Origin of the sequence: Actinomyces oris (assembly GCF_001937445.1) — a bacterium.
In the GTDB taxonomy this organism is placed as follows: Bacteria; Actinomycetota; Actinomycetes; order Actinomycetales; family Actinomycetaceae; genus Actinomyces; species Actinomyces acetigenes.
Genome location: NZ_MSKS01000058.1, coordinates 1 through 15,845 on the forward strand (window position 1 = coordinate 1; position 15,845 = coordinate 15,845).

General features: G+C 69.8%; 12 protein-coding genes. 5 read left to right on the top strand and 7 right to left on the bottom strand.

What is annotated here, in order from left to right; genetic code table 11:
- Positions 1–228: 228 nt before the first annotated feature.
- Together upp and BKH20_RS12865 are read left to right on the top strand one after the other, a co-directional pair.
- On the top strand, positions 229–867 hold the full coding sequence (gene upp / locus BKH20_RS12860) for a uracil phosphoribosyltransferase (RefSeq protein WP_075391385.1): 639 nt from the start codon (positions 229–231) through the stop codon (positions 865–867).
- A gap of 101 nt (positions 868–968) precedes the next feature.
- Positions 969–3,044, top strand: coding sequence for a hypothetical protein (locus tag BKH20_RS12865; RefSeq protein ID WP_075391386.1), 2,076 nt, complete (start codon positions 969–971; stop codon positions 3,042–3,044).
- A gap of 130 nt (positions 3,045–3,174) precedes the next feature.
- Here the strand turns inward: BKH20_RS12865 and BKH20_RS12870 are convergent, their stop codons facing one another.
- From BKH20_RS12870 to BKH20_RS12885, 4 genes are all read right to left on the bottom strand, one after another.
- Complete coding sequence (locus tag BKH20_RS12870) at positions 3,175–3,999, bottom strand: MT-A70 family methyltransferase (RefSeq protein WP_075391387.1); 825 nt, start codon at positions 3,997–3,999, stop codon at positions 3,175–3,177.
- A gap of 377 nt (positions 4,000–4,376) precedes the next feature.
- Positions 4,377–5,234: a MetQ/NlpA family ABC transporter substrate-binding protein gene (locus BKH20_RS12875; RefSeq protein WP_075391388.1), complete on the bottom strand. Its 858-nt coding sequence runs from the start codon at positions 5,232–5,234 to the stop codon at positions 4,377–4,379.
- 127 nt (positions 5,235–5,361) lie between these two features.
- Entirely contained in the window at positions 5,362–6,078 is a 717-nt protein-coding gene (locus BKH20_RS12880) for a methionine ABC transporter permease (protein WP_070662409.1), read from the bottom strand.
- Positions 6,075–7,337, bottom strand: a complete 1,263-nt coding sequence (locus BKH20_RS12885; protein ID WP_256693189.1) for a methionine ABC transporter ATP-binding protein — start codon at positions 7,335–7,337, stop codon at positions 6,075–6,077. Before BKH20_RS12885 ends, BKH20_RS12880 begins: the two co-directional genes overlap by 4 nt.
- Before the next feature lie 407 nt (positions 7,338–7,744).
- Here BKH20_RS12885 and BKH20_RS12890 point away from each other — a divergent pair, with 407 nt between their 5' ends.
- On the top strand, positions 7,745–8,740 hold the full coding sequence (locus tag BKH20_RS12890; protein WP_075391389.1) for an alpha/beta hydrolase: 996 nt from the start codon (positions 7,745–7,747) through the stop codon (positions 8,738–8,740).
- A 12-nt stretch (positions 8,741–8,752) separates the two neighbouring features.
- On the opposite strand, the gene BKH20_RS12895 is transcribed toward BKH20_RS12890, so the two are convergent.
- Positions 8,753–9,310 carry a low molecular weight protein-tyrosine-phosphatase gene (locus tag BKH20_RS12895; protein ID WP_143225015.1) on the bottom strand — a complete coding sequence of 186 codons (558 nt, stop codon included), beginning with the start codon at positions 9,308–9,310 and terminating at the stop codon, positions 8,753–8,755.
- A gap of 331 nt (positions 9,311–9,641) precedes the next feature.
- The gene (gene pheA / locus BKH20_RS12900) at positions 9,642–10,586 is read right to left on the bottom strand and encodes a prephenate dehydratase (RefSeq protein ID WP_075373429.1); all 945 of its coding nucleotides are present in this window, start codon (positions 10,584–10,586) and stop codon (positions 9,642–9,644) included.
- 318 nt (positions 10,587–10,904) lie between these two features.
- Here pheA and BKH20_RS12905 point away from each other — a divergent pair, with 318 nt between their 5' ends.
- Together BKH20_RS12905 and BKH20_RS12910 are read left to right on the top strand one after the other, a co-directional pair.
- On the top strand, positions 10,905–11,837 hold the full coding sequence (locus BKH20_RS12905) for a fructosamine kinase family protein (RefSeq protein ID WP_075391390.1): 933 nt from the start codon (positions 10,905–10,907) through the stop codon (positions 11,835–11,837).
- 186 nt (positions 11,838–12,023) lie between these two features.
- Complete coding sequence (locus BKH20_RS12910; protein ID WP_256693190.1) at positions 12,024–14,489, top strand: hypothetical protein; 2,466 nt, start codon at positions 12,024–12,026, stop codon at positions 14,487–14,489.
- Here BKH20_RS12910 and BKH20_RS12915 read toward each other — a convergent pair.
- A complete protein-coding gene (locus tag BKH20_RS12915) occupies positions 14,486–15,370 on the bottom strand; it encodes a glycosyltransferase family 2 protein (RefSeq protein WP_075391392.1) in 885 nt (294 codons plus the stop codon). The genes BKH20_RS12910 and BKH20_RS12915 overlap by 4 nt on opposite strands.
- Positions 15,371–15,845 lie beyond the last annotated feature (475 nt).

The window sequence follows — 15,845 nt, forward strand, 5'->3', positions numbered from 1 at the left end:
GCATGATTCCGCGGTTCTGTTACAGGCATGAAGAACGCGAAGGCTCCTTTGTCACCGATTTGGACACAACACGGTCACCATCGCGGGACCTCACCAGAGACTCCGGCAGCGACTCCAACACCGGCGACGCGTCCAGGCCGTCAAAGCGACATAACCCGGCCGTGAGCGCGCAGGAGGCCGGCACGCGTGGTGACGGTGCGGACCGGGCTGCGGCATTAGGCTGTCCCCATGCGCCTCCACGTTGCCGACCACCCCCTCATCGACCACAAGCTCTCCGTTCTGCGTGATGAGAAGACACCGTCGGCGGTCTTCCGCCAGTTGGTGGATGAGCTCGTCACCCTGCTCGCCTACGAGGCCACTCGCGAGGTGCGCACCGAGGAGGTCGAGATCCGCACTCCCGTGGCGCTGGCCCAGTGCCGCCGCCTGGCCGACCCGCACCCGATCGTGGTGCCGATCCTGCGCGCGGGCCTGGGAATGCTCGAGGGCATGACCCGCCTGCTGCCCACGGCGGAAGTCGGCTTCCTGGGGATGAAGCGCGACGAGGACACCCTGGAGGTGGAGACCTACGCCAACCGCCTGCCCGAGGACCTCTCGGGCCGCCAGTGCTTCGTCGTCGACCCCATGCTCGCCACCGGTCACACCCTCGTGGCCGCCATCGACTACCTGCTGGAGCGCGGGGCGCGCGACGTCACCGCGCTGTGCCTCATCGCCGCGCCCGAGGGGGTCAAGACGCTGGAGGAGGCGGTCGGCGAGCGCGCGAATGTCACGGTGGTGACCGCCGGGGTGGATGAGCGCCTCAACGAGCACGCCTACATCGTGCCCGGTTTGGGCGACGCCGGTGACCGCCTTTACGGCATCGTCGACTGACTCACCGGCTCTCGCCCGCCGCGTCATTTCAACGGCGCGCTCGAAGGTTAATGTTCCCATTCTGTGACCTCGAGCCATAGATTTCGTTAGGCTCGGGAGACATGACGACGGGGCACTCACCTTCTTCCGGAGACTACGACGCAACGACGGCGCTCAGCAGATTCGCCTCACCGCGGGACCTCGAACGGATCGCCGAGACCCGTCCCGACCTGCACTCGATCCTGGCGGCCAATCCGTCGATCCCGCCTCGGGCCCGCAAGATACTGGAGCGGTCCGACGACGCCGTCGTCCAGGAGGTGCTGGCGCGCCAGGCCGGTCGTGGCGCTCAGGCCGGTCGTGGCGCCCAGCCAGCTCGGCCGGCACAGTCTCCTGTCCCGGGGGAAATCAGCCCAATGGCGCCGACGATGGCGGTGGGAACGGCTGCCGGGACAATGGGGGCGCCGCCCCAGCAACCGGTTCCCGCCAGTTCCGGGTACGCGCAGATTCCTCAGGAGTATGGCGCTCACCAGTCGGGGGCGCCCGGAGCGCTACCACAGGGAGGCTCACTTCAAGGGGCCTCCCCTCAGGGGTATGGGGCCGCGGCGCCTCAGTCCCCGCAGGGGCCGCCCCGGCAGGCCGCTCAGGCGGCGCAGGCTTTTGCGGCGCCGCAGCCCGTCGCGCCGCAGCCCGTCGCGCCGCAGCCGGCCGCCCAAGCGTACTCGGCGTCCTCGATGCAGGCAGCGGCTCAACCCGTGGACCAGCAGACCGCGATGCCGCCCGGGGTACCGAGCGGAGCGCCGTCGGGATACGGAGTGGGCCAGGGCCAGACTGATGACTCGGGGCAGGCGTACGGTTCGGGCCAGCCGGTCGCGCCGGCCTATGGGGCTCCGATGTATGCGCCGCCGGCGCAGGCTCCGAAGAAGCGCCGTCTGCTCAAGGTGGTCGCTGTCGTTCTGCCGATCATTCTCGTTCTGGGCGTTGGTGGCGTGGCCGCCTGGTATTTCCTGGGGCGCAGTGAGGTCTACTTGGGTTCAACGTACGTGACTCCGTCGGGTGCTTGGGCGAACGGTGCGGACAAGGCCTGGAGCATCGACGTCGATTCTTATGAGGATCCTTACGTGTTCGGCGATTATCTGGTGATAGTCGACAAGGGGTCTGACACCCTGACCGCCTACAGCCCGCTGGGCGGCAACATGAAGGAAAAATGGAAAACCACTGTTGATGACGGAGACTTCAGTTCATCACACGACACATCCTCCGTTCTCCTGAAATGGGGGGACAACACGCTGGTTCACAAGTCCACCCTCATCGACCTGAAAACCGGGAAGACCTCAAAGGCACCCTGGGGAGAAAGCAATCCCGCAGTAATTGCCGGCGACACCGCTATTTCCTGTAAAGCAAGCGACAAGTGCACCGCCTGGGGGGCGAACAAAGAACAGAAGTGGTCGCGCAAGATCGGTGGAACGGGGAGCCCCTTCAAATCACTGAACATGTTCAACCCGACTTTCTTGGTCAAAGACGAGCAGCGTTACCTTGCGCTGTTCAACGCTGTCATCAATATCGATAACGGTGAGACCCTGTTCCTCGGAGGGGGATCGAAGGCCGACTCGGACCTCGTCACCTGGTACTTCCAGGACGGCTGGGGGACCCTGGAGCTGGAGGACGGCTCTGACTCCGGTTCGAGTTCATCAACCGACAGGGAGTACAAAGTGACAGTTTATAATTTCAAGGGGAAGAAACAGGGTAGCTATCGAGAGACTCTGCCTGTGCACGAGAATGTTGTCGAGGAAGACAAAAAACTCCCCACAGCCAAGGAGCATCGCACATACTTCAAGGACCAGGACTTCAGTGACGCCAACTTGACTGCGAAATCAAACAGCGACGGCTGCATCACTCGGATCAAGCCGAAGAAAGGCAGTTCCATCAACGTTCCCGAGGCGGACACAAGCAGCATCTCCTCCGGATGCCCGTCTGCGGCAAAGAGCTCTGAGGACGGCCGCGTCGTCAAGTTGATGGTACTGAATCGCGGGGACGCCAACACGATCACTGGGCTCATCAACGTCAAGACCGGAAAAGAGATTAAGTTCAGCGGAATCGACTTGGAGAATGACGATACGCTCATCATTGCCAAGCCCGATCTCATCATCGGCTACAACAAGTTTGACGGCAAGGTCACCGGCTTCAAACCGGCCTCCTAGGGCGGTGGCCGCAGCGGCGCTGATGCGGCACTGTCGGTGACGTTCCGCGGGCCGGACGCCATCTGCTCTTCAGCAGGGGACGCCTCACGCCAGGGGACTGGATTCCGGTTCTCGACGGCGTCGAATGCCCTCACTCTCGCTTTCGCAGCTCCACGCCAGCCCTGGCCAAGAGCCTCCGCACCCGAGTGATGGAGTAACCCGATTGAGTCGAAATCTGCTGAACTGACATCCCTTTTGCATACTCATCCGCCATGATTTGGGCGACGCGATCCGAGAGCCAGTCGCTCATCCGCTCATTTGGCTCCAGGTGCGGCAGAGGGTCGATATCACCACCGCCGTACCCCCGCTGAGCCTTACCCTGCGGCGTTGTCTCTTCATCCGACTCATTGCCCCACACGGACCAGCCCGGTCGCACATAGCGGGCGAACATCTCCAGGTACGGACCCGGCGAGCACGACTCGATGAGGTCATACTGTTCGTCGGGCTTACGGCTGTGCTCACGCTTGCGCGTCTCGATCATATTGACCGTCGAGCGCCCCGGCGCCAGCGTTCTCATGGATCCTTTAACCCCGAACAGGATCGGCTCCGTGACATTGCGGAAGTAGAAGCCGACGCCGCGGCCGTCCGGTCCGCCGTCTTTGCGTCGCTTGGCCCAGATGATATTCGAGACGTAGCGGAATCCCCACGCCTGCATCACCTCCAGGCCTTCCGGAAGCAAGGCGTTGGGTACCCACAGGTACAGGTGGGCGTTCACTGCGGTCACGTCACTGACCGGGAGCTCCTTGATCTCCTCGAGGGACATCGTCCCGTACCTGCCCAGACGACGGTGCTCGGGAGCGACCTTGCCGGTTCGATTGGTGAACCGCCACGGAGGGTCAGCCAGAACGGTCTGGAATCCTCCTTCTACTGTAGGAAGTGGGGCGATTTCCGCAGAGGATCCCAGAGCCTTGGACACCCCCTAGATGTACCAGAGAAAGATCTGGTTTGTCACTCATGGGTCTTTCATGTGGATGGGGACCGCTCACGTCCCACGTCATCCAGCCGGACTCCCGGCAGTTGCACGCTGGGGGCCGGCGCAGAACTGGCACGGATCGCGCGCTTCCGCGGTAGCCTGAGGCAACCGCATCACCGACGCCGGACGGGGACATTCCGCGCGGAGTGCACCCGCCCGCACCGCATGCTCTCACCGCGCCGCGCGCACTCAACCACCCACACCCCGCCCACACGCCCCACCCGCACCAACACGAAGGGCCGGTCGCAGTCGGCCCTTCGACCCACCACAACCGGCCCCGCGCACGGACCCTCAAGTCCGACGACCGCAGCCTTTCGGCGTCAGAACGCCGGGATGACGGCCCCGTCGGGCCAGGTCTTGTTGATGTAGTCACGCAGCTTTTCGTCGTTGAGGAGCTTGGCGAGCTTCTTGAGGTGCTCGTTGTCCTTGTCGTCCTTGCGCACGACGAGCTGGTTGGGGTACTCGGAGTCCTTGCCGCCCTTCTCCAGGACGAGCGCGTCCTTCTTGGGGTTCAGCCCGGCGTCGATGGCGTAGTTGCCGTTGATGACCGCGGCCTCGGCGTCCGGCATCGACTTGTAGACCTGGGCGCCGTCGACCGTGGTGAACTTCAGCTTCTTGGGGTTGGAGGTCACGTCGGTGTCGCTGGGCAGCTCGGCGGACTTGTCCAGCTCGATGAGCCCGGCCTGGGCCAGGAGCTTGAGGCCGCGCGCCGTGTTGGCCGGGTCGTTGTTGAGGACGATCGTGCCGCCCTCCTTGATCTCCTTGACATCCTTGTAGCCCTTGGAGGTGTAGATGCCCATGGGCTCGATGTGGACGTCGGCGATGGAGACGAAGTCGTAGCCCTTCTCCTTGTTCTGCTGAGCCAGGAAGTTGGGGGTCTGGTAGAAGTTGGCGGCCAGCGAGCCGTCCTCCAGCGAGGAGTTGGGCGTCTGGTAGTCGTTGATCTCCTTGATGTCCAGCTTGATGCCGGAGCCCTTGGTGAGGTTGTCCTGGACCCACTTGAGGATCTCGACGTGGGGCTTGGGGGTGGCGCCGATGGTGATCGTGGCGGTGTCGCCGTCGACCTTGATGCCCTTGACCTCACCCTTACCGGACTTGGAGCAGGCGGCCAGGGTGAGGGCGGCGGCGGTGGCCAGGCCACCGGCGATGACGGTGCGCCGGGAGATGGAGGAGAACATGGTGGTTCCTTTCGCGGGGCCGAGTAGCCCCAGTGACGGGAGGGAGGAAAGTCTTGAACAGTGCTGGGGCCGACGGCGCGGCCGCCCTGTTCCGGGTGGCTGCGCGCTTACCCGGCTGGCGATCGCCTCAGCGGTGGTTCACCAGCCGGCTGAGCATGTCGCCGACCAGCTGGATGATGCCGACGATGATGACGATGACGACCACGGTGATGACCATGACGTCCACCTGGTTGCGCTGGTACCCGTACTGGATGGCAAGGTCGCCCACACCGCCGCCGCCGACGGCGCCGGCCATGGCGGAGTAGCCCAGGAGGGTGATGATGGTGACGGTGGCCGACTGGATGAGGATCGGCAGGGCCTCGCGCACGAGGACCCCCCAGGTGATCTGCCGCCCGGAGGCCCCCATCATGAGGGCCGCCTCAACCTTGCCGTGGTCGACGTCGTTGATGGCCGTCTCCACCAGGCGCGCGTAGAAGGGGATCGCGCCGATGGTCAGCGGCACGCAGGCCGCCTGCCACCCCAGGGAGGTGCCCACGAGTATCCGGGTGAGCGGGATGAGGGCCACCATGAGAATGATGAAGGGCATGGAGCGCCCGATGTTGACGATCTGGGAGAGCACCCAGTACAGGGGCGGGTTGCGGAACTGGCCCCGCTTGCCGGTGGAGACCAGGGCGAGCCCCAGCAGAAGCCCGAGGATGACTGTGATGGCCCCGGAGACGAAGGTCATCGCCAGGGTCTCAACGAGGGCGTAGCCGAGCTTGTTCTGGATGGCCGGGTTGTCGAACCAGGTGCGGCTGCTCGGCAGCGCGGCGGCCTGGGTCAGCGGAAGGAGGATCGGGTTCATGAGCGGACCTCCGCAGTAATACCGGCGTGACGCAGGGTGCTCACGGCCTGTTCGGTGTCGGGCCCGGGGACGGTGACGGCCAGGCGCCCGATCTGGGCCTGCCCGATCGTCTCGAAGACGCCGGCGGCGATGTCCCCGCCGAGCTCGGCCACCATGGACATGAGGGCGACGGCGGCCGGCTGGCCCGGGTGGGCGGTGATGGAGACGTCGATGACGCTCTCCCCGTGGGCGACGGCGGCCTCGGGCACCTTCGGGAAGGGCACGATCTCGCGCGAGAGCCGGGAGTCGACGTCGAGCACGATGTCCTCCAGGCGGCCGCTCTCGATGATCCGCCCGGCCTCGAGCAGGCTGACGGAGTCGCAGACCTGGCGGACCACGCTCATCTCGTGGGTGATGATGATGACGGTCAGGCCCAGGGTGTCGCGGACGTTCTTGATGAGGTCGAGGATGGAGCGGGTGGTCTCCGGGTCCAGGGCCGAGGTGGGCTCGTCGCACAGGAGGACGGCCGGGTCATCGGCCAGCGCCCGGGCGATGCCGACGCGCTGCTTCTGGCCGCCGGAGAGCTGGGAGGGGTAGGAGGCGCCGCGGTCGGCCAGGCCCACGAGGTCGAGCATGCGCTTGACGACCGGGTGGCGCCTCCCACCGGGGACGCCCGCGAGCGCCAGCGGGTAGGCGATGTTCTGCGCCGTGGTGCGCTGGTCCAGGAGGTTGGCGTGCTGGAAGACCATGCCGATGCGGCGTCGGGCCTCGCGCAGCTGACTGGGCGACAGGGCGGTCATGTCCTGGCCGGCGATGCTCACGTGGCCGCTGGTGGGGCGCTCCAGGGAGGTCAGGCAGCGCACGAGCGTGGACTTGCCGGCCCCGGAGGTGCCGACGATGCCGTGGATGGAGCCGGCGGCGACGTCGAGGCTGAGCCCGTCCAGGGCCCGCACCTCCCTGCCGCTGCGCAGGCGGTAGACCTTGTGGACGTCGCGCAGGGAGATCATGGGGGCGTCAGCGGAGCCGTCCTCCTCGGTGTCGGTGCTTCCGGCCTCGGCACTCTCAGGCTCGGTATCCCGAAGCTCGGCGCTCACGCCCTCCCCGTACTCGACGCGCTGGGAGTCGGAGGAGTCACTCTCCTCATGCCGGCCGGGGTCGGCGGTCGACTGTTCACTGGTAGTCACGTATTCCTCCATCGTTCCTGGCGGAAGCACCCGCACCATGAAGGGGGTTGCTGCAATGTCGTCGAGCCAGGTCTCTCGGTTGCTCTGGATGGCCACGAGTAACTTACGCAGCGCCGCCTTGGCGGCGCAAGCGAGGCCACCGCCAAGGGACCGAGGTCACGCCCGCACCCGCTGCCGTGCCCGAATTACGAGACGAGCCGGGTGGGCGAGCCGTGCGGGACGGGCTGCACGGGGCCCGCTGTCGGGCCGTGCGGCGGTCGGGAGCCAGCCCGCCGAGGTTGTCACGCGAGACCCGCTGTCGGGACGGGCCGCGCGGGGCCGGCCGGCCGGGACAGGCCGTACCGGGCCGGCCGGCTTTCGTCCCGCACCCGCGCCCTCGGCCCGGCCGTCACCGCCCCTACGGCCCGGCCATCACCAGCGTTCCCGCAACATCCTGAGTATTCCCAGGTCGCGTGTCGGCGCCGCTACTCGCGCCGCACAGGGCAACGTGCTTGGATCTGCTCATGAGTGCGACCTCCGAGCCGACCACCCCCGACATCCTGGGAGAGCCGTGGGTGGCCCGCCGTATCCCGGTGACCGAATCACCCACGAAGGCGCCCGGCGCCGACCACGCCGTGCTCGTCTTCCAGCGCGAGGCGGCGGGCCGGGCCAGCCGGCCCCGGCACTCGCGAGCGGTCCTCTACCTGCACGGCCGCAGCGACTACTTCTTCCAGACTCACCTGGCCCAGGCCTATCTCGACGCCGGCTTTGAGTTCTACGCGCTGGACCTGCGGGCCTGCGGGCGGGCCGGCGTCGGGTACCCCTCCCCGCATGACGTGCGCGACCTGCGCGTCCATGACGAGGAGATCGCCGAGGCCCTGCGCATCATCCGCTCCGAGCACGGGCACGACGTCGTCGTCCTCAACGGGCACTCGACCGGCGGACTGCAGGCGGTCATCTGGGCGGCCGACCACCCCGGGACCGTGGACGCGCTGGTCCTCAACTCCCCGTGGCTGGACCTGCGCGGGTCGGCGCTGGTGCGCTCCTACGGCTCGGCCTTCGTGGACCTCCTCTCGCGGCGGGACCCCGAGCGCGTCATCGGCGAGCCGGGCAGCGGCGACGAGGACAACTACGTGGCGGCCCTGCACCGGCGCTGGCGCGGCGAGTGGGACTGGGACCTGGCGCTCAAGCCGGCGCCGTCCTTCCCGGTGCGGGCCGGCTTCCTGGCGGGAATCCGGCGTCTGCAGCGCGAGGTCCACCACGGGCTGGGGATCCGGGTGCCGATCCTCGTGTGCTGCTCAACGGCCAGCGGCGGTGTCAAGGCGACCCTGGAGGAGGCGCAGCGCTCCGACATCGTCCTCGACGTGGATCAGATCATCGACCGCTCCCAGTACCTGGGCGACGACGTGACCGTCCGTCAGATTCCCGATGGCGTCCACGACCTGGCCCTGTCCGGGCCGCTGGCGCGCGCCGAGTACTTTCAGGCCGTCGTGCGTTGGCTGGACAACCGCCTGCACTGAGTCGCTGAGCTGTCAGTCGCGGAGCGCGGCGAGCTGCTCGGCGAGCTCGTCGCTGACCCGTTCGACGACCTGGAGGGTGTCGACGAAATCGGCCATGGTGCCGTACCAGGGGTCGGGCACGTTGAGGACGCTGCGCGAGGACCCGCCCGCGGCGACCGCCTCGGCCTGCTGGGCGGAGGCCGGGTCGAGCTCGCGGTACATGCGGATGCGGTCGGGCTCGCCCCCCAGGCCCGCGGCGCGGCGCTGCAGGACGCTCCAGTGGGAGTCGGTCATGGCCAGCAGGAGGTCGGCCTCGGTGATCTCGGCGTCGGTGACGCGGTGGGCGGTGTGGGAGGCGATGGCGATGGCCGTGGCGCGCGAGACGTCGTCGGCGCCGACGCCGTAGCCGGCCTCGGTCAGGACGCGGCGGGCCCGGGAGTCGATGGGGTTGCCGCGCTCCTCGTCGGAGACGCCGGCGGAGGTGACGGTCACGCCGCCCGGCCCGGAGTCGGGGATACCGGCGGCGGCGAGGCGGTCGCGCAGGACGACCTCAGCCATGGCGGAGCGGCAGATGTTGCCGGTGCACACCATGATGACGCGGTAGGGGCCGGCGCCGCGGCGGCCGGGCAGCGGGGCGGCTGAACCGGCAGCGGACGCAGTGGAGGAGGCGGCAGAGGCGGAGGCAGCGGAGGTCGTCTCGGTGCTGGCGTCGGAGGAGCTCACGCCCCGAGCCTTGCGCACGCCGCGGCCGCCTGTCCACTGACCCGTCCACTGACGCAGCCTCCCGGCCGAGGACTTGCGCTCGCCGACACGAGGTGAAGAGTCCGCGCGTTCGTAGGGTAGGCCTCGCGTTCGGGGGTTAAGGGTACGAACCGGCGGCCTAAGGTACGAACGCGACGGCGGCGCCGGCGGCGGGCCCCGGCTAGAGCGCGCGGCCGTCGAGGACGTCGGCGACCCAGGAGCGGGCCACGACGAAGTCCTTGTCGCTGGTGCCGGCCAGGACCGCCGTCGGGCGGGCGTCCAGCCGCGGGTAGGAGCCCAGGAACCGCACCACCGGGCAGGTGCGGTGCAGCCCGATGAGGGCGGCCTGGACCCGCTCCTCGCGCACGTGCCCCTCGATATCGATGGAGAAGCGGTAGCGCCCCAGAGAGTCGCCCACGGGCCGGGACTCGATGCGCGAGAGGTTGACGCCGCGGGCGCTGAACTGCTCGAGCATGTCCAGCAGGGCACCGGAACGGTCGTGCGGGAGGTGGACGAGCAGGGTGGTCTTGTCGGCGCCGGTGGGCTCACCCACGCGGCCCGGCCGAGTCACCTTGACGAAGCGGGTGACGGCGTCGGGGTTGTCCGCCACGCCCCCGGCGATGACCTCCAGCCCGTACTGCTTGGCGGCCAGCGGGTTGCACAGAACGGCCTGGAAGCCGGTGTCCCCCTCGGTGGTGGCCAGTGCGCGGGCGGGCGCTGAGGTGGAGGTTCCGGCGACGTACACGGCCTCAGGGAGGTTCTGGTGGACCCAGCCGCGGCACTGGGCCCAGGCGTGCGGGTGGGTGGAGATGGCGCGCACGTCCTCCAGGCGGGTGCCGGGGCGGCCGGCCAGGACGAAGGTGATCGGCACGGCCATCTCGGCGGCGATGACCAGGGGCGTGGAGGCCACGAGGTTGTCCAGCGTGGCGTTGACCCCGCCCTCGACGGAGTTCTCAATGGGCACGACGGCGGCCTCCACCGTGCGCTCGCGCAGGTGGTCCAGGGCGGTGGGCACGTCCGGGCAGGGGTCGAGCTCGACGTCGGCGGGGGCGACCTGGCGCAGCGCCATCTCGGTGAAGGTGCCGGCCGGCCCGAGGAAGGACCAGAGCGGAGCGGGAGCAGTCATGGGCACAGGGTAGCCAGTCCCGACGGCCGGGCCGGCGACGGCTTGCTCCGTGGAACGCAGGGGCCCTCACCGGCGGGTCCGGTCCCACCGCCGGGCCTGGTCAGAAGGGAACATCCCAGGAGCGTCTGAGCGTCCGCCCCAGGCACCCCATGACTGCATCCTCATGGCCCACAACGGCTAGATCAGCACCAGCCCCCGGCGGACCGCCCACCGGAACCTTCTCAGGACACCTGGCGCCCTCCCACAGGCTCCCCCACCGCGGCCGTCGCAGGACGCCTCGCCCTCCCGCGACGGCGGCGGGCCTGGCAGGCTGGAGCCATGAGTGTCTTCCGCAAGCGCGACGACGGCCCGGTCTCCACCGCCCTGGAGGCGCAAGGCCTGACCTGGCTCGCCGAGGCGATGGCCGACGGTGGGGCGCACGTGGTGCCGGTGACCAGCGGCCCGGGCTGGCTGGAGGAGCCGAGGCTGACGACGACCAGCGTGACGCCGGCCGGGGCGGAAGCCTTCGGCCGGGCGCTGGCCGTCACCCACGCGGCGGGCGCCCCGGCCTTCGGGGCGGCGCCTCCCGGCTGGGACGGCCGCGCGCAGATGGGCCGCTCGGACATCCGGTTGCGGCCGCACGCCGCCGAGGAGGGCGAGCCGCGCCGCTGGGGCGAGTTCTACGCCGAGGACCGGATCCTGCCCTACCTGCAGCCCAGTCGGGACAATGGCTCGATCAGCGCCGGCGGGGCCCGCGTCGTGGAGCGGCTGTGCGAACGCCTGCGCGACGGCGACTTCGACGCCGACCAGCCGGCCCTGGTGCGCGTCGGTGCCCGCAAGCGCGGCGCCCGGGTCGCGGTGGCCCGCACGCACGGGGACCTGTGGTGCGGCAATGTCCTGTGGACCCCGGCCGATGAGGCCGCCCAGTGGGCGCCGCCGCGAGCCGGGCTCGGACCGCAGGAGCCCGACCCCGGGGCGGCGCCCAGCGGTGGCGCAGCCGGCGGGGCGGCCGGCGGGCCGACGGTGGTCGGCGTGCTCATTGACCCGATGGCGCAGGGCTCGCACGCCGAGACCGACCTGGCGGCCCTGGGAGTGTTCGGGCAGCACTACCTGGATCGCATCTACGCGGCCTACCACGAGGTCTCGCCGCTGGCGGAGGGCTGGCGCGAGCGGGTGGGCCTGCACTCCTGGCACATCATTATGATTCACGCCTTCCTCTTCGGCGGAGGCTATGGCGGGGAGGCGGTCGCCGTGGCCCGCCAGTACCTGTGAGCCGATGCCGGCCAGGACATCGCACCCATTTTGTCCGCCTGGGACGACTTTGAAACCGGCTAGGAGAAGAGCCGTCCGCGTTTGTGCTGGTCAAAGCAATTTGCCTGCGCGTCGACCAGCAGAGACGACGTCAAAGTCGTCCCATCTGGACACTTTTCGGGCTACGAGGCCCCGTAGGCTGGTCGGGTGAGACCTCGACGACGTCAACAGCGCCTGGTGCGCGGGGTCGTGTACGTCCTCGTGCTGCTGGTGGTCATCGGCATGATCCTGGCGGTGGTGGGGCCGGCCCTCGCCAGCGCGGCTCCGACGGCGCCGGAATCCGGGGCGGCGCCTGCGTCCCAGGCGGTGTTGGCGCCTGCGTCCGATGCTGCCTCGGCCTCACGGCCGGCGCCGGTGGTCGTCCTGGCGACGAGCAATCTCACCTGGGCGGACCTGCGGGAGCAGGCCTCCCGCGGGGGCGCCGGTGAGGACTCCGGTTCCTCCGGCACCGGCTCGGCGGCCGACCGCCTGCTGGCCTTCGCCTGGCGGGGCGAGCCGATGAACCTGTCCGTGCGCACCCCGGCGGACCGCACCTGCCTGGCCGATGCCTGGCTCACCCTGGGCAGGGGCAAGCGCGCGCGCGCCATCGAACCGTCCGCTTCCTGCGCCGGCCCCACCACCGCGATCCCCCGCGACACCCCTTTGGCTGGGGCGCTCGGGCGCGACGTCTCGATCCAGGCCGTCGGCCCCGGAACGCAGCTGGCCACAGGCGCACCGGGGGGCTCAGCAAGCAGGTCTGCCCCCGTGGCGCCGTCGGTGGCCGAGGCCCTGGCCGCCAACGCTGACCTCACGCTCGTCGACACCGCCCGGGCCGCCTCCACCGACGCCGAGCGGATCGCCGCCCTCGACGACGCTCTGCGCACGGTCCAGGAGCGGGCGCGCCCCGGCACCCGCATCATCATCGCCTCCCTGGCCGACGACGAGTCCCCCGGCCCCCAGATGGCGGTCCTGCCCGCGGGCACGAGGAGCGCGCGCGGCACCTCCGAGGGTCTTGTCGTCGGCGACTCCACGCACCAGCCGGGCCTGGTCCAGCTGACCGACCTCACCCCGACTCTCGTGTCCGCCCTGGCCGGCCGCCGTGACCCGGCCTTCGACGGCCAGGCGCTCACGCTGCCCCAGACCGGCCGCGCAGGCGTGGCAACGGCCGGGGCCACCAGGGACGCCCGCATCTCGCGGCTCGCCGACGACGCCCTGCACGCCCGTGCCTCCCAGGCCACGGTCATGCGGGCCAGCGCCCTGCTCATGGGGCTGACCGTGGTGCTCCTGGGCTGGGCGGCCGTCGCGCTGCGCGCCCCGAAGGCGAGCCGGCGCACGGCTCTCCGCCGCCTGGTCACGTGGGTGGCCGTCTGCCTCAGCGGGCTGCCGACGGCGGTGCTGCTGGTCAATGCCGCCCCGTGGTGGCGCGTGGGAGCTCGGGCCGGTTCCCCCTCGGGGTGGGCCTCGCTCGTCGCTATGGTCGCAGCTGCGCTGGTCGCGGCCGGGATCGTGGGACTGGCCGCCGGGATCGTGGCGCTGGCGCGGCGGCGCCGGCGACCCCACCTTGCCGCCTCACCGCCTCCTTCGCCTTCAGCGCTCGGTGCCACGGCCGCCGCCGAGCCGGCTGGATCAGCCGGCGCCCTCTGCGCCCGGGGGGAGGCCGCGGCCGAGCCGCAACCGGACGGGGCCGAGAGCCCCAGCCCCTCCGCGTCGGCGCCTGCACCCCGCAACGGGACGAGCCTGACAGCACTGCTGGTGGCGGCGGCGATCCCACTGGCCTGGCTGGTCGACGCCGCCGCGGGCGCGCCCCTGGCCTTCAACAACCCACTGGGCATGAACGCCGTGGTGGCGGGCCGTTTCTACGGGGTGTCGAACACGGCTTTCGCACTGGTGGCCGGTGCGCTCATCGTCGTCATCGCCGGTGTCTGGGCGGCGCTGGGCGGTGGGAGGCGGACCGCACTGGTGGTGACGTCCCTGCTGGGCGGGGCGGCGCTGCTCGTTGATGGCGCCCCGCAGCTGGGCGCGGACGTGGGCGGCACCCTGACGCTGGTGCCGACGCTGACCTTCCTCGGGGCGGGCCTGGCGGGTCTGCGCCTGAGCTGGCGGCGCTGGCTGGCCATCGGTGCCGTAACGGTCCTGGTGGTGGGCGGGTTCGCCGTCATTGACCTCATCCGCCCCGGTGGGCCCACGCACCTGGGGCGCTTCGCCCGTCAGGTGGCCGACGGCTCGGCCGCAGGCGTACTGGGGCGCAAGGCCTACGCGCTGGTCGGCCCCTTCGTCACGAATCCGGTCATGGCGACGGCCCTGGGCGGCACCGTAGTCATTGTGGCCGCGGCCCTGTGGTGGGGGCGCCGGCAGGTGCGGGCCTGGCGCAACGGCACGAGCCCCTACGCCTGGCTCGCCCCCGCCGTCCACGGGGACATTTCACGCCTGGGGGGACAGGAATCCGGTTCCCCAACGCGTGGAATGTCCCCCTCTAGGCGACGGGTGACGACGGCGCTGAAGTCCTTGGGGGTGCTGACGCTCGTGGCCGTCCTGGTCAACGACTCCGGCGTCACGATGGCCGGCTTCATCCTGACGGCCGCCGCCCCCACCCTGCTGGCGCTGACGCTGACCGGGAGCGAGTCGGCGCGCTAGCGCTCGGCCGTCTCCGAGGTGGCCTGCGAGTCCTCACCGTGGTGCGGCTTCTCGGCGGACTGGGCGGCGTCGTCGTCGGCCTTGGGCGGCTGCGGCACGGCGCGGTAGGCGAAGAAGTGGTCCTGCTCGGCGGCCGCCCTCTCGAAGGAGGCACGCGGCACGCGGTGGCGGCGCAGCTTGCGCCGGGTCACGGCCCGCAGGACGTCCTTGTACTGGGAGGCGCGGTGCATCGTGCCGGCCCGGTCGTTACCGGTGACGCGGTGTGTGATGTCGCAGGGGACCTCGATGACAGCGAGCCCGGCCACGAGGACGTCGATGGTCAGGCCGACCTCCACCCCCCAGCCGTCAGCCAGGGGCACCGCCTTCTCATAGGCCTCACGGCTCAGACATCGCTGGCCGGACAGCGGCGCCACCGGCAGCCACCCGGTGGACAGCGAGATGGCCCGCCTGGCGGCGCGCACGACCCGGCCGCGGCCGCCGGCCCCGGACTGCTTGGGGGGAACCGCGATGGACATGTCGGCCACGCCGTCGATGACCGGGGGCACCAGCTCGGCGCAGGAGGCGGCCGAGTCCCCCAGGTCGGCGTCGATGAACAGCAGCAGCCGGGCAGGACCGTCGGAGTAGTCGCGCATGGCGACGACGGAGGCCCCAGTCTCCATGGCGGAGGCCTTCCCGCGCGAGACGGAGTGGCGGACCGTCACGGCCCCGGCGGCGCGGGCGTGGTCCTGGGTCCCGTCGGTCGAGCCGTCGTCGACGACGATGACAAGGTCCACTCGCGGGATGGAGCGGCAGGCCCGGACGGTGGTGGCGATGCGCTCAGCCTCATCCTTGGCAGGGATGACCACGGCAACGCGCTGGTCGGGCCGCTTGGTGGAACTCACTCCCCCAGGGTATCCAGAGTCTCGGCCTCCAGCCGATACCTGAGCGCCCCGTTATCGCGCACCTTTTTTGTGAGGCCCGTCAAGTTCTTCGATCTCGTGCGACACGGCGCGGAATCCTCAGGCTCCGCGGGCGGCGGACGCACGCCGGCCTGGCCCCGCGGGCGTCATGCCAGTCATTGCGACACGCCGGTGTGCCGCGAGAAGGACAACCACCCCACTCAGGTCTTCCTGAGCGATTTTGTGTCAAACCTTCAGCATGGGACCACGGTCCCCGGAGAAACTGAGAAATCTTGCAGCAATGAATCAGATTCCCTCATTCGGGCGCTAGAGTTGCCTGTTTCGGCATGTCACACCCGGTTCTCGTGGCACAGTGGAGGCAAGGAGCCCGTCAACGGAGCCGGGTTCCGTTGGCGCATCTCGCGTCCTTCCGTGTGCCGGGGCGACTCCCCTGCCGCCCCGGCACGCCTTGGTCCTC